This is a genomic window from Lawsonibacter sp. LCP25S3_E2 (assembly GCF_052117285.1).
Classification (GTDB): domain Bacteria; phylum Bacillota; class Clostridia; order Oscillospirales; family Oscillospiraceae; genus Lawsonibacter.
On sequence record NZ_JBQKJL010000006.1, the window covers coordinates 164,622 to 187,589 of the forward strand.

Consider the following 22,968-nt stretch of genomic DNA (forward strand, 5'->3'; position numbering starts at 1 on the left):
TAAAAATCGTTTCCAAAGTCCAGTTTGGTGGAACGCAAACGTGTCTTGCCGTGAGGACGAGGAAAAAATGGGAGTGGGAGAACTGGCCGATACATGCCCGGAAAAGGTTTTCGTCGCGGGATAGGGAAGGGTTTTTGGAGGGGCCGCATAGGAAACTGCATAAAAATTCCTCTGCTGCTGCACGAAATTAGCGCCCTTATTTTTGTTGAAATTCCATATAAAACAAAAGAAATATCAGGTTTTTCTATCGATATTATAGTAATTGAATGTTTTACAAATGTCAATTGGGAGGTTATAATGAAAATTACCTATTATATCCAGATTTGAAGAACGAACGGGCTTGCCGTGCAAGAGTGATTCTATTGCTGCGGCAGAAGTGCTGCAGGTGGGATCGGACCGGTCTGTGGTGAGAAGAGAGGAGTTTTTAGTGTGACAGGTGGCAAAAATGTAAAAGAATGGCTGTTTTTGTGTTTCTCCATTGCGATTATGGTGCTGTCCCGGATCATCGGTCCGGTAGGCGGACTGTCGGCCGATGCGGTGGCCGTCATCGGTGTATTTTTGGGTTCGCTGTTTCTGTGGATCACCGTATCCATTGATTGGCCCAGTATGATTACATTGCTGGCCCTGGGCTTTATTCCTTCCGTGGGCTTCAGCAAAACCTTCAGCGGTGCTTTCGGCAACAGCACGGTAGCCTTCCTGCTGTTTACCTTTGCCCTGGTCTATCCTCTGGCCCAGACCAACTTTGTGCGTCGCTGTACCGTCTACTTCATAACAAATCCCATTGCCCGCCGGGGCCCTTGGTTCTTTGTGTGTTTCCTGCTGGCGGCCGTGACGTTTATGGGATTGTTTGTCTCCCCCTCGGTCCTGTTCGTGGCTTTTATGCCATTCCTGGAGGATATTTATAAGGTGCTCGGGGTCAAAAAAGGCGGCAAGACGGGTAACATGATGATGATGGGTACTGCCTTTTGCATAAGCCTCTCCTCTGGTATGACGGCCATCGGCCATGTGTGGCCCACCATGGCCATCGGCTATTATTCCGCCGCCACGGGGAAGGATGTCAATCAGTTCCAGTACATGGCCATGGGGATTCCCACTGGCATATTGCTCATTGTGCTGCTCATTCTGGTTTTTCGGTTCCTCTACCGTCCCGATGACATTCAGGACATCAATCCGGATAAGGCTATGGACCTGCGGGGCACTGTGCCTGCCGCGGACCGGAAGGAGAAGATCATTCTGGCCACCATGGCTCTGACGGTGGTGCTCTGGGTCGGCCCCAGTCTGATCCAGGGAAGCCTGCCCCAGGTTTATTCTCTCATCAACGGCTGGACCACTGCCATGCCGCCGCTGCTGGGATGTGTTATCCTCTTTGTGTGTAAGGTGGATGGCCAGCGGATCCTGAATTTTAAGGAAGTTACCTCCAAGGGAATTTTATGGGGGAGCATCCTGATGACCGGTGCGGCTACCTGGCTGGGTTCCTGCATGACCAACAGTGACATCGGCATCAGCGATTGGCTCACCAATACCTTGTCTCCTGTGACAGTTGCCCTGCCTGCGACGGGGATGATCCTGTTCTTTATGACCTGGGCTGTTCTGGAGACCAATTTCTCCTCCAACATTGTGACTACCACCGTGGTAAGCGCTGTGGCTCTGTCTGTGTTGACGGCTCTGCCCGCCGGTACGGTGAGCGTAGGCGCGGTGGTGTGTATGGTTGGCTTTGCCGCGGCGGTGTGCAACATGACCCCCGCAGGCCAGAGTACCGTCAACACCGTGGCCATTGGTTCCGGCTGGACCACCACCACGTCCATGTTTGTGTGGGGCGGGGTATTTGCCGTCATGGCCATTTTGGTGCTGACTTTTGTGGCCTACCCTCTGGGTGCTCTGGTCATTGGATGAGAATGGGAGCGAGAGGAACACCACACTTACGATCACAACCGGAAACTATCACGAAGATATTAAGATGGAAAACGGACGCATAGCCGGAGTGCTGTGCGCAGCATTAGAAAAGAGGGGAATGATCCATGTCTTTGGATGAAATTAGGCTCCATATTGATGCGGTGGATACCCAGGTGAAAAAACTCTTTTTGGAGCGCATGGACTGTGCCCGGCAGGTGGCCCAGGAGAAGGCGAAAACCGGAGGGGATGTGTTTGTCCAGTCCAGGGAAGAGGCCATCATTGCCGGGCGCACCGCCGATGTCTCCCCGGACCGACAAGCGGAGTATGCCTATTTTCTGCTGCTGCTTATGAGCATAAGCCGCCGCTACCAATATGGGCTGCTGCCTGATATGCGCCGGCAGGTGCTGGAGGAACTGGGCAGCCGGTCGGGGCTGGACCTGAACGTCCCCCACACGGAGATTCAAGTCTGCTTTTCCTGTGTTCTGGGAGAGCCAAAGCTGGCGCTGTTTTCCAATATGGCCGCGCTCAATGGCATTGCCGTTTTCAGCCTGACGTTAACCACGCAGGATGAAACCCAGCATGTGCGTGCCACCCTGAAGGGAAACGTACAGCAAGAGAATATGCAGCGGCTGCTGTGCCAACTGGGCAAGGAACTCAGAGAGTTTACCATAACAGGACTTTGCTGATTGGAAATCTGGATAAGCGCGCAGAAGAAAAGCCTCCCACCGTGTGGGAGGCTTTTGGACAAAAAAGCGGCGGAGGAAACTCCGCCGCTTTTCCATTAGATTGCAACGCTGCCGGTGATCTTGTCGTTGATGACATAGTAGGCCATGCGCTCTTCGGGCTTGACATACACAGTCAGCTTCTTAATGGTGGAGGCGCGGTGACCCTCGGCCACATAGGCGTCCTGGGCAGCCTGCTTCAGCTGAGCCACAGTCCACTCAGAACCGCCGAACTGGATCACGACCTCTTCCACCTTCTGGGCGGCGGCGGGCTTTGCGGCGGCCTTCTTCTCCACCTTCTTTTCCGCCTTTTCGGCCTTCTTCTCGACCTTTTCCACCTTCTCAGCCTTTACGGTCTCCTCGACCTTCTGGATCTTCTCGGCCTCGGGGGCCTTGGGAGTCTTAGCCGTAGCCATAGTATATTCCTCCTTGCTCTTCTCTTCAGCAAGCCCGCTATGTGTCCCACAGCAAGCTTTCAACATATTGTATACCAGAACGGCGGTTTTCGCAAGAGTATCCTGCATGAAATCTGTGGGAAAAGCTGCGTAAATGTGATAAAAACGACCAAAAAGAAGAGGAAACAAGGCAAAAAAGAGACCTCATGTTTACTTTGGAACTGCCACGATCACCCGAATGCGGCCGCCGGCAGAATAGCCCAAATCGTCATACCAGCCGGTGAGGTCATAGTGCTGGGTGTCGATTTGAGAGAGGGCAGCGGTGTAGTAGTTATATAGCCCTGACCCATCCCGAAGAAGCACTTGGACGTCCTCGGACAGGAAATATTCCTGATTGCCGGACATGGCGCTCAGGCTGCCCAGACTGTCCAGTGTGACGCTGGAGAGCTGGGAGATGGAGGTAAGGGAGTCGTCCTCGTACACCAGTACGGCTCCGCCCACACGAATGTTGTACCGGGAACTTTCGCTGAGGGAGTGCGTTTGCCCATCCTGGATGTAAGAGTAGGAGACAGAGATGTTGGAAACAATTCCGCTTCCGCTGGTGGAGTTGTCGGTGACGCTGCTGACGTAGACATATTGCAGGGTGTCGCCGGTGACCTCATTTAAGATAAGCCGGTCAATTTCTCCGCTGGCGTTCAGGGTATAGTAGCGCACGTCCTCTCCGCTGAGGGTCGTGCCCGCCAGGCGGGAGGGATAGATGCGTACATAGCCGCCCTCTGGGTCGGTGTCCAAAATTTCCACATCACTGGCCAGGGTATATTTGCCCAGAGTGCTGCCGTCATTGCTTACGGTGCCCTCCAGGTGGTTTTGGGACATTCCCTGCACCTTGGTGCATGACTGGGACACGCTCACTGCTACCAGCCGTCCTTCCTCAAAGGCGCTGCCGCTGTGGTAGAAGGTACGCAGAACGCCGTCCGTGCATGCTACCTGGGTAGTCACCTGGGCGGAGGTGGTGGACGAGGCGCTGGTGGAGGAAGTGGAAGCTCCCTTTGTGCTGGAAACTACGCTGCCGTAGTAGGTGCTCTCACTGTCCTGGGGGTCCAGTACCTCCACGATTTCTCCGTTCATCCCCAACAGTAAGGTGACTAAGTCCCCCTCTTGGAATTGGCCCTGGCTGGAGAGCTGGTAGGCGGCCTGGGAGGTGCCGATCTCATAGGTTACCCCGGCCACGGTGGCGGAGGTGGGAGAGACCTTGCTGGGGGAGAGGGCGGTGAGGGTGCCGGAGGCCCGGTTATGGTAGACCCAGACGGTGCCCATACCCTCGTTGTAGTAGTACACGTCGTAGGCCTCCACTGCACTGGCCGAGGAGAGAGCATCGTTTCGATAGATGGTGGCGGAATTTAGGGAGAAGGGGAGGGAGAGGGAGCCGTCGGTGGAGACATAGGGCCCCTTTGTCTCGGCGGAGACCAGGGTGGCGTAGTCGATTTCTCCATTGGTGACGGTATAGCCCAGAGAGGTGCCATAGGTGCCTCCGGCGCTGGCCTGTGCCACCAGGGTATTATAGATAAGGTCCACGCAGTTTTGACGGGTGAGCGGGGAACCCTGTGCGGCAGTCACATCGTCCAGCAGTCCCAGACTGTCCGCCTTGGACAACTGGGCGGCGGGATAGGCACCGGTGAGGGAGCTGGCATCATAGCCCAGCAGCCGTAGCAGGGCGGTGCAGCCCTCCTCCAGGGTAATGGGCTGGTCAGGGCGGAAGGTTCCGTCCACATAGCCGCTCATCCAGCCCTGCTCTACCGCCAGACGTACATAGCCGCTGGCCCAGTGGCCGCTGGACACGTCTTTGAACAGTGCGCTTCCATAGGAGCTGACCGAGCTTCCGTAGGGGGAAGCGGCGGACAGCATGGCGGCAAACTCGGCCCTGGTCACCTGGCTGGAGAGGTTGAGGTTACCCGCCTCGTCTCCCTCCAGAATGCCAAGAACCCGGATGGCTTCCAGCTTGGAACTGCCGCTTACTGCCCCCGCTCCGGTACACAAGAGCCCCAGGGCCAGACAAAGGCAGAGCAGCCCGGATACAATACGTTTTTTCATATGCAAAACTCCTAACTAATCGTAGTGAAGGGCATCGATGGGGTTGAGACGGGCGGCCTTCTTGGCGGGCAGGTAACCAAACAGGATCCCAATTCCCACCGAGATGCCAAAGGCCAGCAGTACCGCCCCCAGAGTAGGCGTCACGGTGAGAGCCTCCTCGGAGATTTGGGATATCACCGCGGTGGCCACGGCGGATAACCCATCACCAATGAGGATCCCGATGATGCCGCCCAGGGCGCTGGTGGTGGCAGCCTCGATGACAAACTGCTGCATAATGTAGCGCTCTTTAGCCCCCAGGGATTTTCGGACCCCGATCTCTCTGGTGCGCTCGGTGACAGACACCAGCATGATGTTCATGATTCCGATGCCTCCCACCACCAAAGAGATGGCGGCAATGCCTGCCAGCACCCCCACCAGGATGTTGATCATGCTGGTCATGGTCTCCAGCATCTCGGCCATGCTGGTGACGGTGTAATAGTCGTCGCTGGCAAAAATTTTGTACAGAGAGGCTTCCAAAGAAGCGATGCTCTCGTCAATATAGTTTTCATCCCGCATGGTAACGGTGTAACTGCTGGCTGCTCCGGAGATGCGCTCGGCAGTGGTGTAGGGAAGGTAGAGGCAGTCGTCGCTGCCCCCCTCCTCCAGGGTGTCTCCCTTCTGGGCCAGCACCCCCACAACCTCAAGACTCTGGCCGCCCACCCGAAGTGTCTGGCCCACGCCGTTGCCGCCGAAATAGGCCTGGTTTAAATAGGCGCCGATGACGCAGACTTTGGAGCGGGTGATCATGTCGCTGTATTGCAGTCCCCGGCCGGAGGCCACCGTCATGCCCGCGATTTCCAGATAGTCCTCGCTGACGCCGGTGGAGGAGGTGGTGCTCACCGTCTCAGAGCCGATTTTTACATAGCCCATCATCGGTACAGTGGGCGAACACAGGTCCAGAAACTGGTTGTTTTCCGCCACGATTTCGTACATATCCTCTGCATCCAGGGAGCGGGTGGAACCTCGGGACATCACAGATACCGTAAGGGTGTTGGTGCCCATGCTGGCAAAGCTGTCGGTCACGTAGGTCTCCAGGCCGTTGCCCAGGCCCACGATGACAATGACGGCGGCTACGCCGATGATAATGCCCAGCATAGTGAGAAGGGTGCGCACTTTGCTGGAAACAATGTTTTTCAGGGCAAGCTGGAGAGATTCGGTAAGCTTCATGGCCTTGCCCTCCTCTCCGCCCCCATGATCTGGGGACTGACTACCGCTCCGGGAGCGTCGGAGGGGCCGTCGTAGATCACCTGGCCGTCTTCCAGGCGGATGATCCGCTGGGCCTGGACGGCAATGGAGTTGTCGTGGGTGATGAGCACTACGGTATGGCCCTGGCTGTGCAGATCCTGGAGCATCCCCAGTACCTCCCGCCCGGTGCGGGAGTCCAAAGCGCCGGTAGGTTCGTCCGCCAAAATCACCGCAGGGTGTCCTACCAGGGCGCGAGCAATGGAGACCCGCTGCTGCTGGCCGCCGGAGAGTTCCATAGGGCGGTGGCGCCACTTGTCTCCCAGGCCCACGTCTTCCAGGGCCTTCCTGGCCCGTTCCCGCCGTTCCTTTTTGGACACACCGGCGTACATAAGAGGAATCTCCACGTTTTCCACCAGATTGAGCTTTGGGAGAAGGTTGTATTGCTGGAAAATAAACCCCAGAAAGCGGTTTCGCACCTCGGCCAGCTGGTTTTTGTTCATCTGTCCCACGTCCTGGCCATTCAAAAGGTAGGTCCCCTCGGAAGGAACATCCAGACAGCCGATGATATTCATGCAGGTGGATTTTCCCGAGCCGGAGGAGCCTACGATGGCCACAAATTCCCCCTGGAAGATTTGAAAGGTGATATGGTCGGCTGCCACCACCGTGGAGTCTCCCATGGGGTAATATTTGCACACCTGCTGAAATTCGATCAGTGGATTCATATATGCCTCCTTACCGGCCGCCCGGACCGCCGCCCATGCCGCCCGAGGGCATGCCGCCTGCGGGCATCATCCCGCCGCCGGGCATGCTGCCCATCATGGCAAAGGCGTTTTCGGAAGAAGCGGCGGTGGGGATATAGACCACGGGGATTCACTTAGATAAAGATACCACACCATTCCCACGCTGACTTTTGCTCAACCGATACAGCCGGAGGGCTGGATAACAAGAAAAGGCGGTATGCGCCCCGTAGAGGGGTAGCGTACCGCCTTTTCTTGTGGGGGGTTTCCAAAGGGGGCAACGCCCCCATTTGGCACACGACTTTGCGAAGCAAAGTGTAGTGTGTTATACGCTCTGTCGGCGTTGCCGTGAAAATGCCGTTGCCGCCGGGGAGGGGCGGCAGGAAAACAGGGCTGTGCTTGTGTGGCGTGGAGCCGCAAGCGCAGGTCTGTTTTCATCAGCAGACAGGGCGTATATGAAAGCCCCCGTCCCTCGTCCTACGCTCCGACTTGTGGACAAAGTGTCCCGAAGTTGTGGCTACACTCCCGGAAAAGTAACAGGACAGCGGGTAACCGTCAAGGCTGAAATGAACGGGTTTACACCCGGCCTTGACCGCCACCCGCCGTCCCACTGAATGGGTGGACAAGGCGGCCAATCCCTCAAAGTGCTTGTCCGCGCTCTTTCTGATTTTGAGGTATTCAGTTTTTCAAAATTGAATAATCAAAATAAATTTTTTCGATTGAAAAAATTTTATTTGTTATCATCTTCAATGCCATATTTTTTCTTTTGCCGAATCACATAATTACTGATTTTTTCATCATATAGTGGATACTGGTAATCCAACTGGCATGCCACTTCTGACGAAACCTCCCGGAACAATGCCATACATTGTTCAAAGGATTCCCACATATGGGGATAGGAATCCATATTATAAGTGGACATAAGTCGTTCCCACAATTCCTCTGGGACATATTGCTTCATAAATTTATAGTTTTTTCCCAAACTGAAATGAAATCCCTGTTTGATACCAATCAGCCAGGAAATCATGCGAAGCAATTCTTTTCGTACTATATCATTCATATGGTCAATAGCAAAAAGAATTTCTTTGCGGCATAAGCCCTTTACTACATATGTTGTAGTATTCCAAAATTCATTACAGCAATCGTCAAACATTCTTTGAGTAGGCTTCTGCAAGTGGTAGTCTATATCCGTTGGTATTGGCGGCTTTACGATACGGTTGTCTTTATCCAACAGTAACTTTACCAGTTTATCCCATGTAAAATACTCGTCTATCAGTTCCAGCGGCAGCAAAGTTAAATCTATCTTAACATCATCAGTAAACAGCATTAAATATGAAAATCCCTTTTCTACAGCTGGAAATAATTCCATATCTTCCGGCTTTTGCAGAATCAACCTTTCACCAAATATATCTAGCCATTTATCATCACTTGTGAAGCTGTCCATATCCGTAACAAAAAAAGTAATATCAAAATCCTGAAAATCATCAGGCGGAATATTTGTATTTGTTCTAGATCCTTCCAAAGTAACCATGCGAATGCGTTTGTCTGTTTTTGCAAAATTCAAAACAATATCATAAACTTCCTTTTCTGATCTCATTTTTATCTCCTCCAATTATTGAAATAGGTGTGAAACCATTTTAGGGCTTTCCCGCCTTGATTACCCTTTAGCAAAGACGGGCGGGACTGTCAACGGCGGCGCATGAAATGCGCCGTTCATCTTGACCATTGACTGGCTCGGCTGGCTTTGCTATTTATTTTCTAAACTTTTATGCTTGTAGTTTTCGAGTTTCTTTCAGAATTGTTTAAGAATTTTTCAAATAGTATTCATTCAATATATCTGCTAAGGCTTTTGGATTTTCTTCATTGACAACATGGCCTGTATTCTCAATAATTTTCAATTCTGCGCTTCTAATACTTTGTGATAAGTAATCCGCTGATTTCATATTTGCACTGTCTTTCTTTCCGCAAAGAATTAAAGTGGGGCACTTAATATTTTTCACCCTATCACTGAAATCTAAATTCTTCATAGTGTCCCCTAAAGCAAATGTGTTCTTTTTATCAAATGCCATAGTTTCAAAAATAGATTTTGGTAAAAATCTGAAAATTATATTTTGAAAACTAAATGCTACTTTCGGGACTTTATATGGCGTTCCGATTAAAACTAATGTTTTCACTTTTTGCGGGAAATCCAAAGCAAAATTCAGAGCCAAAATACCACCTAATGAAAGACCGCATAAATGAATTTGTCCGTCAAATTCGTTACAATATTTTACAAATGAAGAATATAGATTTTCGTAGCTTGCCTCTTTCCCTTCAAGGATGGAGGATAAATTTGGACATACAATATCTTCGTTGTTTGTCATGTATGAAATTGTTTTTTCCCAACTTGTTGCTTTGTGTCCTGAGCCGTGAACAAATATTTTTGTTGCCATAAGTATCTCCTTTGAATTTTATGTTTTATTTTCCTGCCTGCTCAATCATCTTCTTCGCCAACTGCTGGAACAGGTCGGCAGTTTCTTTGTCCATCGGCGCAAGCTGTCCGATCTGTCCGGCTATCATCGCTGTTACATCGTCAATGGAAAGCGGGTTTTGTTTCTGCTCCGCCATAGTGTCCCGCATGGCTTGGAACATAGCGGCGGTCACAGCTTCTCCCGGCTGTTCCCCGTTGTCAATGTCTTTCTTAATGTCCCGCAGGATAGCAAGGAACACATTTTTGATTTTCTCTATCTCCGCTTCATGTTCCCCCATCTTCTGAGCGTTCAAAAGCTGTAAATCCTGCTTTGCTTCCGCCCGGTGTTCCGGGTGTTCTTTCATCAGGTCGGACAGGGAAGCCGTTGCCATCTCGATAAGCTGGTTTCGTGCCATTATCCCCTTTGCCGCCGTGTCCTGAAAATAAATCCGTATCAAATCTATCAGCTTGGGAAAATTCCTGTGTTCCAGTAAGCGATTGAGTATTTGCACATCAACAGCACCCGTCACAAGCCCCCTCACGGCTCCCTCGGACAAGCCTAATTCAGAAATATCGTAGCTTTTGCGGACGCTCACGGTAGACAAGCCCAGTATGTAGTCTGTCGATACCTTAAATTCCTTTGCCACACCTATGAGAATATCACTGCTGACCGTTCTCGTTTCGCCGCTGACAATGCGGCTCAACTGGGAAGCGGAAACGCCTATCTTCTCCGCAAGTTCCTTTTGTGTGATATGGTTTCCGTTGCATAAATCGGAAATCCGCTGTCCGGGTGTTCCGGGTAAAGCCATAGACACGCACCTCCTCCGCATACTTCCATTATACAGGATGATTGCAAAAATGCAATTTCCAAAGTGTAAACTTCATCAAAATGCAATTCTCGCAAAATTCCGGGGATTGCATTTTTTTCGTGTAGACTTAGGATAGTTCATCGATGGACAGCACCTTGAAAACAGAATGACCGTCCGAAAAGGAATACCCCGGCTGGGGAAGCACCGCAAGGAACCGGACTTCGGGACAAAATGTCCCGAAGCTGCGGGGAGCGTGCCAAAGCTGGAAATCCTTTCGGGGAAAACGGCAACGGAAAGCAAAATGGAGGGAACGCATGAGAAATAACCCCTATAAAGACTTGCCGCCGCTGGAACGCAGGCCGGACGGTTCCCTTTACCGCATGACACCGGCACAGAGGAAACAGGCGGCCAGCCTGATACGCCGGGAGTGCTGTTGCTGTGAGGACGGCAACTGCATTGTCCTTGACGATGGGGACACCTGCACCTGCCCGCAGACGGTTTCTTTCTCGGTCTGCTGTAAGTGGTTCCGCTGGGCGGTCTTGCCGCTGGACGGGACGCTGGAAGCGGAGATTTTCCGGGATAAGGACTTGAAACGCTGTGTGGTCTGCGGCGGTGTGTTCGTCCCCAAATCCAACCGGGCAAAATACTGCCCCGGCTGTGCCGCCAGAGTTCACAGGCGGCAGAAAACAGAAAGTGAACGGAAAAGGAGGTCTGCTGTGGACAGTTAGGAGCGAAAAAAGCCTTGATTTATCAGGCTTTGCAAGCCCCAAACCGGGGCAGGTGGTATAAAGTATCGCCCGCCCCGGAAAACGGGCTTCTAACCGTCCACAAAACGCACTATGACAAATACCATCTATATCCATCAGCCGGAAAAGGCGTTCAGCTTCACCCGGCTCCCGAATTTCCTCTTTGAAGCCCCCACATTCAAGCCCCTGTCCAACGAGGCAAAGGTTCTGTACGCCTTTATCCTGCGCCGGACAGAGTTGTCCCGCAAGAATGGGTGGGCGGATGACTGCGGACGGATTTTCCTGTATTACCCCATCTGCGAGGTGGTTGACCTGCTCCACTGTGGGCGGCAGAAAGCGGTGAACACCCTGCGGGAACTGCAATACGCCGGACTGGTGGAAATCCAGAAGCAGGGCTGTGGAAAACCCAACCGCATTTTCCCAAAATCCTATGAAGCGGTTCCAAACACTGACTTCAAGAAATCCCGTTCTGGTACGCCGGAGGACTGAAAACCGTACCCATGAAGTACGGAAACCGCCCCTCTTGAAGTACGAAAACCGGACGGTATATAGAAATACAAAGATTAAAATGATTTATTTATATCCATTCCATTCCTATCGTATCAGAGATAATTCCGGCGGGATTTTCCCTGTGGAAAACCCCGGATAGGAAAGGAATGGGGAAAGGAGCAGAATGGCACAACACGCAATTTTGCGGTTTGAGAAGCACAAGGGCAACCCGGCAAGGCCGCTGGAAGCCCATCACGAAAGACAGAAAGAACAATACGCCAGCAACCCCGACATTGACACAAGCCGGAGTAAATACAACTTCCATATCGTCAAGCCGGAGGGACGCTATTACCACTTCATTCAGAGCCGTATCGAGCAGGCTGGATGCCGGACGAGGAAAGACAGCACACGGTTTGTCGATACGCTGATAACCGCCAGCCCGGAGTTCTTCAAGGGGAAATCCCCAAAAGAGATACAGGCGTTCTTCCAAAGGGCGGCAGATTTCCTCATTGGCCGGGTAGGACGGGAAAATATCGTGTCGGCGGTGGTACACATGGACGAGAAAACGCCCCACCTGCATTTGACCTTTGTTCCGCTGACAAAGGACAACCGCCTGTGCGCTAAGGAGATTATCGGCAACCGGGCAAACCTGACGAAGTGGCAGGACGATTTTCACGCCTATATGGTGGAGAAATATCCCGACTTGGAGCGTGGGGAAAGTGCCAGCAAGACAGGCCGGAAGCATATCCCCACCCGGATTTTCAAACAGGCGGTTTCCCTCTCCCGGCAGGCAAGAGCCATTGAAGCCGCCCTTGACGGCATTAACCCGCTGAACGCCGGAAAGAAAAAAGAGGAAGCCCTCTCCATGCTGAAAAAGTGGTTCCCGCAGATGGAGAACTTCTCCGGGCAACTGAAAAAGTACAAGGTCACAATCAATGACCTGTTGGCGGAGAATGAGAAGCTGGAAGCAAGGGCAAAGGCCAGCGAAAAAGGAAAGATGAAAGATACGATGGAACGGGCAAAGCTGAAAAGCGAACTGGACAATTTACAGCGGCTGGTTGACCGTATCCCGCCGGATATACTGGCGGAACTGAAACGTCAGCAGCGGCACACGGTAAAGGAAAGGTGATAGATATAAGCAGAAATTTTCGCCGCCTTTGTGCGGCATTGTACCTTGAAAACTGAATATGGAGGACACTGGATGGCAAAAAGCGAAAGCGATATTTTCACACCCCGGACAGGGCAGGTCATACAAGCAGAGAACGGCACGCAGTATTTTGTATGTGGGAACAACCGTATAAAAATCTCCGAACACTTCGCCGCAGGCGGGAAGCCCCTCGGTGATCTGATTGTAGATGTGGTGCGGCATACCGCAGAAAAAGCCGCTTCAACCTGATAGCCCATCATTGATAACACGCCCACGCTTATGATATAATTGCCATAGAGCAAAAGTATTGTAAGCGTGGGTTGTTTCTTTAGAAGGAGGATTTTTAACGGTGAAACAACCTTACAATACTACGATTTACAACACGGCGCTTTATATGAGATTGAGCCGGGACGATGAAAACTATGGTGACAGCGTAAGCATTGAAACACAGCGGACAATCCTGCAACAGTACGCAAAGGAACAGGGGCTTCATGTAGTCGGTGAGTATGTGGACGATGGCTGGTCGGGGACGAACTTTGAACGGCCGGATTTTCAGCGCATGATGGACGATATGGAAGCCGGAAAAGTAAACTGCATTGTCACGAAAGACCTGTCCCGTTTCGGGCGGGAACATGTGATGATGGACTACTATCTGGAATTTCTGTTCCCGGAGAAACGGGTTCGCTACATCGCCGTTGCGGAGAATGAGGACACAGAGAAAGGGCTTTCCGATTTTGTCCCGTTCAAAAACCTGTTCAATGAATGGTTTGCGAAAGATACAAGCCGCAAGGTAAAGGCCGCTTTCAAAGCAAAGTTTGCCACAGGACAGCGTATCGGCGCCTATGCTCCCATCGGGTACAGGAAACACCCGGAAATCAAAAACAAGCTGATAATCGACGAGGAAACCCGCTGGATAGTGGAGAAGATTTTTGACCTTGCTATTCATGGCAGAGGGGCGGCCAGTATCACAAGAATACTGATTGCGGAAAAGGTTCCCACACCGGGATTTATCAACTTCCAGCGTGACGGGACTTTTGCAAACATCTATGCGGGTGCGCCGGAGGAAAAAAGCTACGCATGGACGATAGCCCAGGTCAAGAGCATTATGAAAGACGAAACCTATATCGGCCATACCATTCATTACCGGGAAACGAACATTTCCTTTAAGAACAAGCGGAGGGTACGCAAGCCCCAAAGTGAATGGGTGCGGGTGGAGAACACGCAGGAGCCGATTATCAGCGAGCAGGTTTTCCGGCAGGTACAGGAGCAGATAGCAAACCGCCGCAGGAAGTGCAAGGATGGTACAACGCAGATTTTTTCCGGATTGGTAAAATGTGCGGATTGCGGCTGGTCGCTGTCCTATGGGGAGAACAGGCAGAACAGCAAGCCTTACGGCCATTATCATTGTAGCAAGTACGGGCAGGGCACACGCCAATGCTCCATGCACTATATCCGTTATGATGTGCTTTATGCCTATGTCCTCTCCCGTCTGCAATACTGGTCGGGGCTGGTACAGCATGATGAAGAACGGCTCTTGAAGCAGCTGTTAAATGCCACTGATAAGGGACAGGCTGCCGCAAGAAAGAAGCAGGCCGCAGAACTGAAAAAGGCAGAGAAGCGAAAAGCCGAAGTCGATACTTTGTTTGCCCGGATGTATGAGGACTGGGCGGCGGGGCGTATCACGGAATACAACTTCTCTATGCTGTCCGGGAAGTACCAAAGCGAACAGGCTGAACTGGACGAAAAGATTGAACAGCTTCAATCCGCTATCGCCACTGAAAGCCAGAACGCCGTAGACGCAGAAAAATGGATTGCCTTGATGAAAGAGTGCGTCAATCCAACAGAACTGACCGCCGAACTTTTGAATATGCTGATTGAAAAAATCGTTGTCCATGAAGCGGTCAAAGGTGAGGACGGAAGCCGGGAACAGGAGGTAGAAATCTTCTACCGCTTTATCGGCAAAATTGATTGAATGATACCAATATCTTTAACTATGTGATACCGGTGTCTCCCTCCTGGAGACCGGAGATGATTTCCAGGTAGCTGCTGTCACTGGTGCCTACCTCTACGGGGACGGAATAATATTCCTCGCCGTCAGTGCCGGTGATTTCCGAAACAGTACCATTGGCAGCGCTGGGAGAGTCGGCGGTGACCAATACGGTATTTCCACGGTTGAGAGCGGCGGAGGGAATGGCCAGCACATCCTCGGCGCTGTTTAAGGTAATGACGGCATCCACGTTCATGCCGGGGAGCAGGCCATCGGTGTCGTCTATGCGGATGGTGACGGGGTAAGTGGTGGCGCTGCCGGAGGAGGTGCCTGCCACGCTCACCTTGGTGACCACGCCCTCATAGGTTTTGCCCTCCACTGCGTCGGCGGTGACCGAAACGTTCTGCCCCACGGCGATGGAGGCAATGTCCAGCTCATCCACACTGAGGGTCATAGTCAAGTAGCTAAGGTCGTAAATGGTACACAGTACCTGGTTTCCCTCGGCGTTCTCTCCGGCGTTGTAGTTCTTGTCGATAATAGTGCCCTGGATGGGAGAGGTGACCGTGTAGTCCTCCAGCTGGTCGTAGCGGTTTTCCAGGGAGAGCTGGGCATTTCGCAGGGACTCGGAGGCGCTTTGGATCTCGTCCTCCAGCGTATCGCTGGCCAGAGTTAATACCGCCCCGTCCTCCTCCACCCAATTGCCCTCTGGGACATGAATCTGAGTGACCTCTCCAGAGACCTGGGCGGTGATGGGTTCTTCTGCGGCATAAGTAAAGCTGCCGCTGTCGGCGCTGTCTACCCCGCTGATGGAGGCCGAACCGGTCTGGGCGGTGGACAGTCCGCCGGGATTTTCTACCTCGATGGTCACCGGGCGGACGATGACGTTTCCGGTGAGCACCTCACTGTTGCCGGAAATTTTGGTGACCGTACCGCTGAGAGTCTCAAAGGTGCTGTCCAGAGTGACGGTGGCACTTTGCCCCACGTAGAAAGATTCCGCCTCGCTGGCCAGGAAGGGGAGTGTCAGGCACATGGTGTCGGAATTGCGCACCGTGCCAACGGTTTGGCCCGCGGACACCTCGTCACCCACCTCAACATCCAGGGAGAGGACACGGCCGGCCTCGGGGGCGGTGACGGTGAGCTTTTCCAGCTGTTCCAGCTTGCTGTCATAGCTGCGCTGAGACTGGTTCAGGGAGATTTCCGCCTGTTCCAAAGTGCTGGACATGTCCGAATCATCAATGGTGTACAGCACGGTCCCTGCCTCTACCTGATCGCCTTCCTCAAAATCGGCGGTGAGGATGGTCCCCTCCACCAGGGAGGTGACCGAATAGGAATTGGCAGCCTGGAGGGTGCCGCTGCCGGTAATTTGAGCAGTAATATCCCGCCGTTCTACTGCGGCGGTAATGTAGGTTTGGTTGACGGCAGAGGCGGTTTGCTTCCCGCCCAGGAGATGGACGGAAGCTGCAGCCACTAAGACGCAGGCCACCGTGGGAATGATAATTCTCTTTCGCAGCAGCTTTTTTCGAAGACCGCCGGACTTTTTGGGGGGTGCGTTCTCATCGGAGGCAGGAGGGGCGTTTTTGCCCAGTACAGGGAGGTTCATAAGAGAAGACTCATCCTTTCCAACATGAAGTGGGACCATTGTATGAAAAAGATTTGAACGCTCCGGGGAAAATTTCACAACAAATTCGAAACACTTTCCAAATAATTCAAAACGCCTGTGAGAAGCTTCTCACAGGCGTTGTTGCTCAGGGTGTGTTGTTTAGGCGGTAGCCCGCTCCCCACACCGTCTCGATGATTTTCGGGTGGGTGGGATCGTCCTCGATTTTGTCCCGGACCCGGCCAATGTGGACGGTGACGGTGGCGCTGTCCCCCACATAGTCATAGCCCCAGATGGTCTCGAAGAGCTTTTCTTTGGAGAACACCATGTTGGGGTGTTCGGCCAGGAATTGGAGCAGGGAAAACTCCCGGTTGGGCATTTTGATCTCCTGTTCTCCCTTGAAAACCCGGCGGCTTTGGGGGAAGATGCGCACATCTCCGGCGGTGAGGACCTCCTGCTCCTCGTGGGACGCGCCGGTAAGGCGGGCGTAGCGGCTGAGATGGGACTTTACGCGGGCGACCAGCTCGGCGGGGTCGAAGGGCTTTGCAATGTAGTCGTCTGCTCCCAGCCCCAGCCCCCGGATCTTATCTACAAGCTCGGTGCGGGCGGTGACCATGAGAATGGGCACGTCCACCTTGTCCCGGATCATGCGGCACACATCGTAGCCGTTGCAGCCGGGGAGCATGAGGTCTAAAAGGATCAGAGCATACTGGCCGGTCAGGGCCTCGGTGACGGCCAGCTGGCCGTTTCCCACCACGGTGACCTCATAGCCCTCCAGTTCCAGATAGTCCTGCTCCAGCATGGAGATGGAGGGGTCGTCCTCGGCAATGAGCAGTTTTGTCATGTGGGTTCACTCTCCTGTCTGGGCAGGGCAATATCAAAGACCAGCCCTTTGTCATAGTAGGCGCGCACCGTTCCTCCGTGGGCCTCCACAATGCATTTGACAATGTAGAGCCCCAGACCGCTGCCCTCGCCGTTTTTGCTGCTGCGGGCCTGATCCTCCCGCCAGAATTGTTCGAAAAGGTGGGGGAGAGACTCGGCGGAGACGCCCTGTCCGTTGTCGGCAAAGCGTACACACTCCATGTTTCCCTGGCGCCATACGGTGAGAGTCAGACACAGGGGGTCTGCCTGGGCATAGCGCAGGGCATTGTCCTTTAAATTGTTCAAAACCCGGAAAAATTGCTCCTGATCCAACTGCACCGGGTGGGAGGAGGGAAAAATGTGAATTTCCAAGGCTCCGCCGGTCTGCTCCAGTTCCATGGCGGCCTCGCTGGCGAAGCGGCGGACGAAGTCCCCCAAATCGCCGGGCTGGAGAAACATGGGCAGGTTTCCCGTCTCCAGCTTGGAAAAGTAGAAAAGCCGCTGGAGGAGCACGTCCATTTCACAGGATTTCTGATAGGCGATGTCCAGGTAGCGCCCCTGCTTTTCCGGGGTATTGGCCACCCCGTCCCGCAGTCCTTTGATATAGCCCTTCACGCTGGTGAGAGGGGTGCGCAGGTCGTGGGAGATACCCGCCACCAGGTCGGTACGGGCCCGCTCATAGGCCGCGGTTTTTTCCTGCTCGGCCAGCAAATGCTCCTGCATGTGGTTAAAGGCGGTGCAGACCGCAGAAAACTCATTGCGGCCGCCGTAGTCCACCGGCTGGGAGAAGTCCCCCTCCTCCACCCGGCGGGCGGCCTGGGCCAGAGCGTCCACCGGCTTTAAGAGCTTTTTTACCTGCCAACTGGTAAAGAGAAGGCTGAACAGTACAATAACCACTATGGCTGCCGCCCCGCTGATCAGCATGGACAGCACAGCGATCTCCCCCGGCTGTCTGGGCGTGCCCAGGAAAAGCCTGGTGGGCGGTTGGGAGAGGGAGACCACCGTGTATCCATCCTGCTTCACCCCCACCATGGTGCCGGCGGGGTTCTGCACAATGAGCGGAGAGGACTGGTCCCACTGGGTGTGCGCCCCGGCCTCTCGATAAAACCGGGATTGAGCGGGGTTCAGGGAGGAGAAAATGGGCTTATTTTCCAGAGAAACCTGGAGACTGAAACCGATCTCCTGAAGCTGCCGGTTGAGCTCCGGCCAGTCGTGAAGGCGGATGGCCTCGCCCTGGAGGAGGGTCTGAGCCTGGGAGGATTCCCTGCTGACCTGAGAAATGGACTGGTGCTGGTAGTTGTCGGCGATAAAATGGGTGGCGATACTGCTCACGGCCAGCATAGCAACCAGTGCCACTAAGACAGATATGGTATTGTAGAGAAAGAGATGGCGCTTGATTCCCATGCGGCTCCCTCCCGTTTCGGCAGATCATGCTATGAATACAAGATTATCCTACCGGAAAAATGTAACAAAAGCGGGGAGAAAATCTAAACTTTTTCCAAATTTTCCGTTTCTTCCTGGGCCTGTCCGCCCAGCAGCCGTACGCCGAAGCCGTTGACCTCCACCAGCTCGTCGGCGGGGATAAGAAAATACTTTCTCCCATCGATCACTCTGGTCTCCACCAGGTAGCTCTGCTCCGGCGGGACGGCGATGGTAGCCTGGGAGCTTTTGACCTCAAACTTTCCGCTGTCGATGAGGTTGGCGGGGCTGAGCGCGGCGTCTTGCCCAAACTGCTGGGCACATTGCTCCTCAAATACGCCGATGCGCTCCTCTGGTATGCCGCAGTCCCGGAGAATGGCGCTGACCGCTCCTGTGCCCACGGTGAGAGGCTCCGGGTCACGGGACTCTTTGTGCTCCACGATCCGGTCCCGGAGCTGCTCGTGGACGGCCTGCATGACCTCCAGACTGCATTCCTCTTCCAAAGCGTCAGACAGGGCGGTCTGGAAGGCCTCCTTCTGATCGGCGGGGGACATGGGGGGCTGAGTGTGGAACACTGCATCGATGACCTCCTGGTGGATGAGGTCGGTCTTGCGGGTGTAGAAGAGGGCGTTGTAGATGTTGGCGCTGCGCTGGTCAAAGGCGGGGAAGAGGAAGCCCAGCTCCGGGGGAGCCACGATCTGACCGGGGGCGCGGGTATGGAACTTGTTTTCTCCGGCCACAAAGCCCAGCTCCGCCTTGCCGCTTTTTACCGGGCAGATGCAGCAGACAAAATAGGAGAAGACCGTCTCCGAGCCGTCAGACAGCTCTTCGTCATCTGCACCCTTTCCGGGTACATCGTAGCGGTCATGGGCCAGGAGAATGAGGTAGTTTTCCTCCAGCTCCAGAGAGTCGATGATTTTCTGGTAGAGGGCCTGGCGAAGCTCCCCATCCTCCAGTCGGCAGGAGCGCAGCTGGGAAAGAAGGCGATGTTCCTCACTGTCCGCTACCTGCTGGGTGGAAAAGACAATGTCCAGCAGGTTTCGGCCCAGCGTTCCGGACAGGGACTTTTTCAAAAGCCCCAGGTACTTTTCCACCTCCTCCTGGGTCATCAGACCCAGAGATTCATCCAGATTGGAGATCACTTCTTTTTTTGTATTGACATAACAGCCGTAGACCCGGCTGATGGCGCTCTTGTCCGGGCGGAACCGGCGGCGCAGCTCGCTTACTTCTTTTTGATTCATGATAAGCCTCACTTTTCGTTGGGGACGGCTGGAAGGCTGTCCCTGGAATATTCAGCAGAGTTTATCATAGCATAGTGAAAGCGGTTTGTCATGGACAAGTTTTGTATCATGGGGTGGAAAAGAGGAGAATGCCGCCGAGATCTGGCCGGACAGGAAGGGGCTGCCACAGGCATTTCTGTAGGATTGATGAAAAATGGATTAAATCGAGCTTCTCCCCCTTGTGCCTGGGACAAGAATGGGATAAAATAGGGTCAGCAAGCGGGAATACCGCAAGAAGGAGGTTTTTCCATGGATTTTAAAGATACGCTGGATACGTTGAAGGATAAGGCTGTGGATCTGGCCCAGGCCGGTGTGGCCCAGTCGAAGCGCCTGGCCGAAATTGCCAAGCTGAAGATGGCCAACATGTCTGAGGAGGACGCCATGAAGCGGGCCTATATCGAAATCGGCCGGCTCTACTACGCGGAGCAGGGCGCTGCCCCTGACGGGGCCTATGCCGCTGCCTGTGAGCGCATTACCGCTGCAAAGGCCGCCATCGAGACCAATAAGGAGCGCATCGCCCAGCTGAAGCAGCCCGGCGATCCTGCGGAGGATGAGATCGTGGCTGAGTATGCCGAGGTTTCCGAGCAAGAGGTGCCTGCTGATCAGCCCTGTACGGAGGAGGTCCCCGCGCAGGAGCCGGAGCAGGTTCCCGCCGAAGAGGACGAGCCAAAGGAATAAACGGACTACGGACAAAAAACCGCTCTTCGGAGCGGTTTTTTGCGTTTTATTTGCAAGAATGAAAGAAAGCGCGTTTGGGAAAACTAAGAAAAATGCCTTGAGTGAAAGGGAAAAACATGATACCATGGATCTGCACCGGACGGGTCTTATGGACTTGTCCGGACACGGAAAAAGGAGTGTGGCATCATGCTGTTTGTAGAATACCCCAAATGCACGACCTGTCAAAAGGCCAAAAAGTTCCTGGATGATCACGGCGCTACCTATGAGGACCGGCACATCAAAGAGCAAAATCCCACGGCTGACGAGCTGCGGGCCTGGTGGGGGAAAAGCGGGCTGCCGCTGAAGAAATTTTTCAATACCTCGGGCCTTCAGTATAAGGCTTTGGGACTGAAGGATAAGCTGCCCAATATGACCGAGGAGGAGCAGCTGGCCCTTCTGGCCACAGACGGAATGTTGGTAAAACGCCCGGTCCTGGTGGGGGAGGAATTTGTCCTGGTGGGCTTCCGGGCGGAGCAGTGGGAGGAACAGCTGAAAAAGCTGTAAAAAAAGCGAAAAAATTCCTGCTTATTTTTACTGCCTTTGAGAAAATGGGCGGTGGCTTTTTCTTGGTTGGAAAAGGTGGAAGGGGTCTCCACGTTTGAGGGTAGAAAACTCCGGTCATAATGAGAGGGCGGGCGGCAATCGTGCCGCCCGCTTTTCTTTTTCGAAAAAGAAGCGGCAGTAAAAAAGGGGGTGGAATTTTGGAACAGGAACCCAAACAGAAATCCGGCCCTGGGGTGTTGGGCCTGCTCTCAGGGCTGGTAATTCTGGGCGTTTGTCTGGTCCTATCCCTTTCGCTGGGGAGTGGAGGAGAGGCGTCTGTGCCGGCTTCGGTGCCGGCCGCTGCCATGCTGGAGGCGCCCAGCCAATGGGTGATGCACACCAGCACCGGGGTGGAAGGAAAGACGGTGATTCCCATTGGCAAGGCGGTGGGCATCAAACTCTTTTCCGACGGTGTGTTGGTGGTGGGCCTGTCCCCGGTGGAGACGGAACAGGGCAGCTGCTATCCCGGACGGGACTGCGGGCTGAAAGAGGGGGACGTGATCACCCACATTAACGGCGAAGAGGTGGACACCATTGAGCAGGTGCAGGCTGTGGTAGCGCAGCAGCGGGACACACCTCTTACCATCCAGGCCGTCCGGGGCCAGCGGCAGCTGCAGCTGACCGTTGAGGCGGCTGAAAACAGCAAGGGAGACTACCAGCTGGGTGTCTGGCTGCGGGATTCCATGGCTGGCATCGGCACCATGACCTTCTATGATCCGGACAGCGGCATCTTTGCTGCCCTGGGGCACGGCATTAACGACGTGGATACGTCCATGCTCATGCCTCTGGAGTCGGGAAGCATTATGCCCGCCAGCGTGTCCGACGTAAAGAAGGGGGAGAGCGGCTCGCCCGGTGAACTTCACGGACAGTTTAACCTGAAGAAGGACCTGGGAACGCTCTATGCCAACACCAATCTGGGTATTTTTGGCCAGATGCCTCTGGAGAACCTGCAGACCCAACAGCAGCCTGTCCCGGTAGCCAGCCGGGATGAAGTAGAGGTGGGCCCGGCCACCATCTTGTCCAACATCCGTGGGGACCAGGTGGAGGAGTTTGACATTGAAATCACAAAGATCTATTCCCCAGGTGAGAACACCCGGAATCTGATGATCCGGGTCACGGACCCGGAGCTTCTGGAACTGACCGGGGGGATTGTCCAGGGAATGAGCGGCTCGCCCATTCTGCAAAACGGCCGTCTGGTGGGAGCGGTCACCCATGTGTATGTAAAGCGTAGATACCTACATACCCAAAAAGACTATGTGTTTCCTCATACAATGCAATAAACCAAAACTTGCGAAGAATTTCAAGAGAAAGAGCGTATTAGCGTTTGCTGATACGCTTTTTTTCATGCCCTAACAAATAAAGATCCCTTTAGTGGGGAAATCTATTAGGAAAGGAGCAGAGTGATGACAGCTCAAATTATAGCCATTGCCAACCAAAAAGGCGGGGTTGGCAAAACAACGACTTGTGCGAACCTGGGAATTGGACTGGCGCAGGCTGGCAAGAAAGTGCTGCTGATCGACGGGGACCCGCAAGGCAGCCTGACCATCAGCCTGGGCCACCCCCAGCCGGACAAGCTGCCCTTTACCCTGTCCGACGCGATGGGCCGTATCCTGATGGACGAGCCGCTGCGCCCCGGCGAGGGTATTCTGCACCACCCGGAGGGCGTTGACCTGATGCCCGCCGACATCCAACTCTCCGGCATGGAGGTCTCTTTGGTAAATGCCATGAGCCGCGAGACTATTTTGCGGCAGTATACAAAGAGTGTCTGCGTATAATTCAAAAAAAGATGCCGAAAGTAATTGTCTTTGAAAATGTTAAAGGTTTGCTTTCGACAAAGTATATTGATGGACGCAATTTAGCAG

General features: G+C 53.7%; 23 protein-coding genes and 1 pseudogene. 12 read left to right on the forward strand and 12 right to left on the reverse strand.

Translation table 11 applies throughout. The features are described 5' to 3' along the window. Positions 1 to 429 precede the first annotated feature (429 nt). Positions 430 to 1,893 carry an SLC13 family permease gene (locus ACTQ3R_RS07605; RefSeq protein ID WP_441778405.1) on the forward strand — a complete coding sequence of 488 codons (1,464 nt, stop codon included), beginning with the start codon at positions 430 to 432 and terminating at the stop codon, positions 1,891 to 1,893. Positions 1,894 to 2,018: 125 nt separating this feature from the next. Further along, a complete protein-coding gene (locus ACTQ3R_RS07610) occupies positions 2,019 to 2,579 on the forward strand; it encodes a chorismate mutase (RefSeq protein ID WP_441778404.1) in 561 nt (186 codons plus the stop codon). 95 nt (positions 2,580 to 2,674) lie between these two features. Here the strand turns inward: ACTQ3R_RS07610 and ACTQ3R_RS07615 are convergent, their stop codons facing one another. From ACTQ3R_RS07615 to ACTQ3R_RS07650, 8 genes are all read right to left on the reverse strand, one after another. After that, the gene (locus tag ACTQ3R_RS07615; RefSeq protein WP_441792666.1) at positions 2,675 to 3,139 is read right to left on the reverse strand and encodes a DUF6465 family protein; all 465 of its coding nucleotides are present in this window, start codon (positions 3,137 to 3,139) and stop codon (positions 2,675 to 2,677) included. Between the two features lie 81 nt (positions 3,140 to 3,220). Continuing rightward, complete coding sequence (locus ACTQ3R_RS07620) at positions 3,221 to 5,101, reverse strand: S-layer homology domain-containing protein (protein ID WP_441778402.1); 1,881 nt, start codon at positions 5,099 to 5,101, stop codon at positions 3,221 to 3,223. A gap of 15 nt (positions 5,102 to 5,116) precedes the next feature. Beyond that, on the reverse strand, positions 5,117 to 6,307 hold the full coding sequence (locus tag ACTQ3R_RS07625; RefSeq protein ID WP_441778401.1) for an ABC transporter permease: 1,191 nt from the start codon (positions 6,305 to 6,307) through the stop codon (positions 5,117 to 5,119). After that, positions 6,304 to 7,047 (reverse strand): ABC transporter ATP-binding protein, encoded by a 744-nt coding sequence (locus tag ACTQ3R_RS07630; protein ID WP_441778400.1) that lies wholly within the window; start codon positions 7,045 to 7,047, stop codon positions 6,304 to 6,306. Before ACTQ3R_RS07630 ends, ACTQ3R_RS07625 begins: the two co-directional genes overlap by 4 nt. A gap of 10 nt (positions 7,048 to 7,057) precedes the next feature. Continuing rightward, positions 7,058 to 7,189: a hypothetical protein gene (locus ACTQ3R_RS07635; RefSeq protein ID WP_441778399.1), complete on the reverse strand. Its 132-nt coding sequence runs from the start codon at positions 7,187 to 7,189 to the stop codon at positions 7,058 to 7,060. Positions 7,190 to 7,792: 603 nt separating this feature from the next. Further along, a complete protein-coding gene (locus tag ACTQ3R_RS07640) occupies positions 7,793 to 8,659 on the reverse strand; it encodes an aminoglycoside 6-adenylyltransferase AadE (protein WP_001255868.1) in 867 nt (288 codons plus the stop codon). Positions 8,660 to 8,864: 205 nt separating this feature from the next. Continuing rightward, on the reverse strand, positions 8,865 to 9,494 hold the full coding sequence (locus tag ACTQ3R_RS07645) for an alpha/beta fold hydrolase (protein ID WP_002584987.1): 630 nt from the start codon (positions 9,492 to 9,494) through the stop codon (positions 8,865 to 8,867). A gap of 25 nt (positions 9,495 to 9,519) precedes the next feature. Next, a complete protein-coding gene (locus tag ACTQ3R_RS07650) occupies positions 9,520 to 10,341 on the reverse strand; it encodes a helix-turn-helix domain-containing protein (protein ID WP_441792693.1) in 822 nt (273 codons plus the stop codon). A gap of 293 nt (positions 10,342 to 10,634) precedes the next feature. Here ACTQ3R_RS07650 and ACTQ3R_RS07655 point away from each other — a divergent pair, with 293 nt between their 5' ends. The 5 genes from ACTQ3R_RS07655 (at position 10,635) to ACTQ3R_RS07675 (ending at position 14,674) form a co-directional block, all read left to right on the forward strand. Then, positions 10,635 to 11,048: a cysteine-rich VLP domain-containing protein gene (locus tag ACTQ3R_RS07655; protein ID WP_002584985.1), complete on the forward strand. Its 414-nt coding sequence runs from the start codon at positions 10,635 to 10,637 to the stop codon at positions 11,046 to 11,048. Positions 11,049 to 11,159: 111 nt separating this feature from the next. Next, on the forward strand, positions 11,160 to 11,555 hold the full coding sequence (locus ACTQ3R_RS07660; RefSeq protein WP_002584984.1) for a replication initiator protein A: 396 nt from the start codon (positions 11,160 to 11,162) through the stop codon (positions 11,553 to 11,555). A 184-nt stretch (positions 11,556 to 11,739) separates the two neighbouring features. Then, entirely contained in the window at positions 11,740 to 12,684 is a 945-nt protein-coding gene (gene mobV, locus ACTQ3R_RS07665) for a MobV family relaxase (RefSeq protein ID WP_002584983.1), read from the forward strand. A 72-nt stretch (positions 12,685 to 12,756) separates the two neighbouring features. Continuing rightward, positions 12,757 to 12,951 (forward strand): hypothetical protein, encoded by a 195-nt coding sequence (locus ACTQ3R_RS07670; protein WP_002334813.1) that lies wholly within the window; start codon positions 12,757 to 12,759, stop codon positions 12,949 to 12,951. 100 nt (positions 12,952 to 13,051) lie between these two features. Further along, positions 13,052 to 14,674 (forward strand): recombinase family protein, encoded by a 1,623-nt coding sequence (locus ACTQ3R_RS07675; protein ID WP_002584982.1) that lies wholly within the window; start codon positions 13,052 to 13,054, stop codon positions 14,672 to 14,674. A 19-nt stretch (positions 14,675 to 14,693) separates the two neighbouring features. Here the strand turns inward: ACTQ3R_RS07675 and ACTQ3R_RS07680 are convergent, their stop codons facing one another. The 4 genes from ACTQ3R_RS07680 to ACTQ3R_RS07695 all read right to left on the reverse strand — a co-directional run bounded on the left by ACTQ3R_RS07680 (position 14,694) and on the right by ACTQ3R_RS07695 (position 19,807). Beyond that, positions 14,694 to 16,289, reverse strand: a complete 1,596-nt coding sequence (locus ACTQ3R_RS07680) for an efflux RND transporter periplasmic adaptor subunit (protein WP_441778398.1) — start codon at positions 16,287 to 16,289, stop codon at positions 14,694 to 14,696. A 145-nt stretch (positions 16,290 to 16,434) separates the two neighbouring features. Continuing rightward, positions 16,435 to 17,130 carry a winged helix-turn-helix domain-containing protein gene (locus ACTQ3R_RS07685; protein ID WP_441778397.1) on the reverse strand — a complete coding sequence of 232 codons (696 nt, stop codon included), beginning with the start codon at positions 17,128 to 17,130 and terminating at the stop codon, positions 16,435 to 16,437. Continuing rightward, entirely contained in the window at positions 17,127 to 18,551 is a 1,425-nt protein-coding gene (locus ACTQ3R_RS07690) for an ATP-binding protein (protein ID WP_441778396.1), read from the reverse strand. The genes ACTQ3R_RS07685 and ACTQ3R_RS07690 overlap by 4 nt, the downstream gene beginning before the upstream one ends. 83 nt (positions 18,552 to 18,634) lie before the next feature. After that, complete coding sequence (locus ACTQ3R_RS07695; RefSeq protein WP_441778395.1) at positions 18,635 to 19,807, reverse strand: DUF4317 domain-containing protein; 1,173 nt, start codon at positions 19,805 to 19,807, stop codon at positions 18,635 to 18,637. Between the two features lie 288 nt (positions 19,808 to 20,095). Here ACTQ3R_RS07695 and ACTQ3R_RS07700 point away from each other — a divergent pair, with 288 nt between their 5' ends. The 5 genes and pseudogenes from ACTQ3R_RS07700 to ACTQ3R_RS07720 form a co-directional block, all read left to right on the forward strand. Then, positions 20,096 to 20,524 (forward strand): serine proteinase, encoded by a 429-nt coding sequence (locus tag ACTQ3R_RS07700; protein ID WP_441778394.1) that lies wholly within the window; start codon positions 20,096 to 20,098, stop codon positions 20,522 to 20,524. 186 nt (positions 20,525 to 20,710) lie between these two features. Continuing rightward, complete coding sequence (locus ACTQ3R_RS07705) at positions 20,711 to 21,067, forward strand: arsenate reductase family protein (RefSeq protein ID WP_441778393.1); 357 nt, start codon at positions 20,711 to 20,713, stop codon at positions 21,065 to 21,067. A 197-nt stretch (positions 21,068 to 21,264) separates the two neighbouring features. Then, positions 21,265 to 22,386, forward strand: coding sequence for a SpoIVB peptidase (gene spoIVB, locus ACTQ3R_RS07710; protein ID WP_441778392.1), 1,122 nt, complete (start codon positions 21,265 to 21,267; stop codon positions 22,384 to 22,386). A 123-nt stretch (positions 22,387 to 22,509) separates the two neighbouring features. Beyond that, a pseudogene (locus ACTQ3R_RS07715) lies at positions 22,510 to 22,860 on the forward strand (ParA family protein); the annotation flags it as partial. A 32-nt stretch (positions 22,861 to 22,892) separates the two neighbouring features. Next, positions 22,893 to 22,968 (forward strand): hypothetical protein (locus ACTQ3R_RS07720; RefSeq protein ID WP_441778554.1); only part of this gene is annotated, 76 nt, incomplete at its 3' end.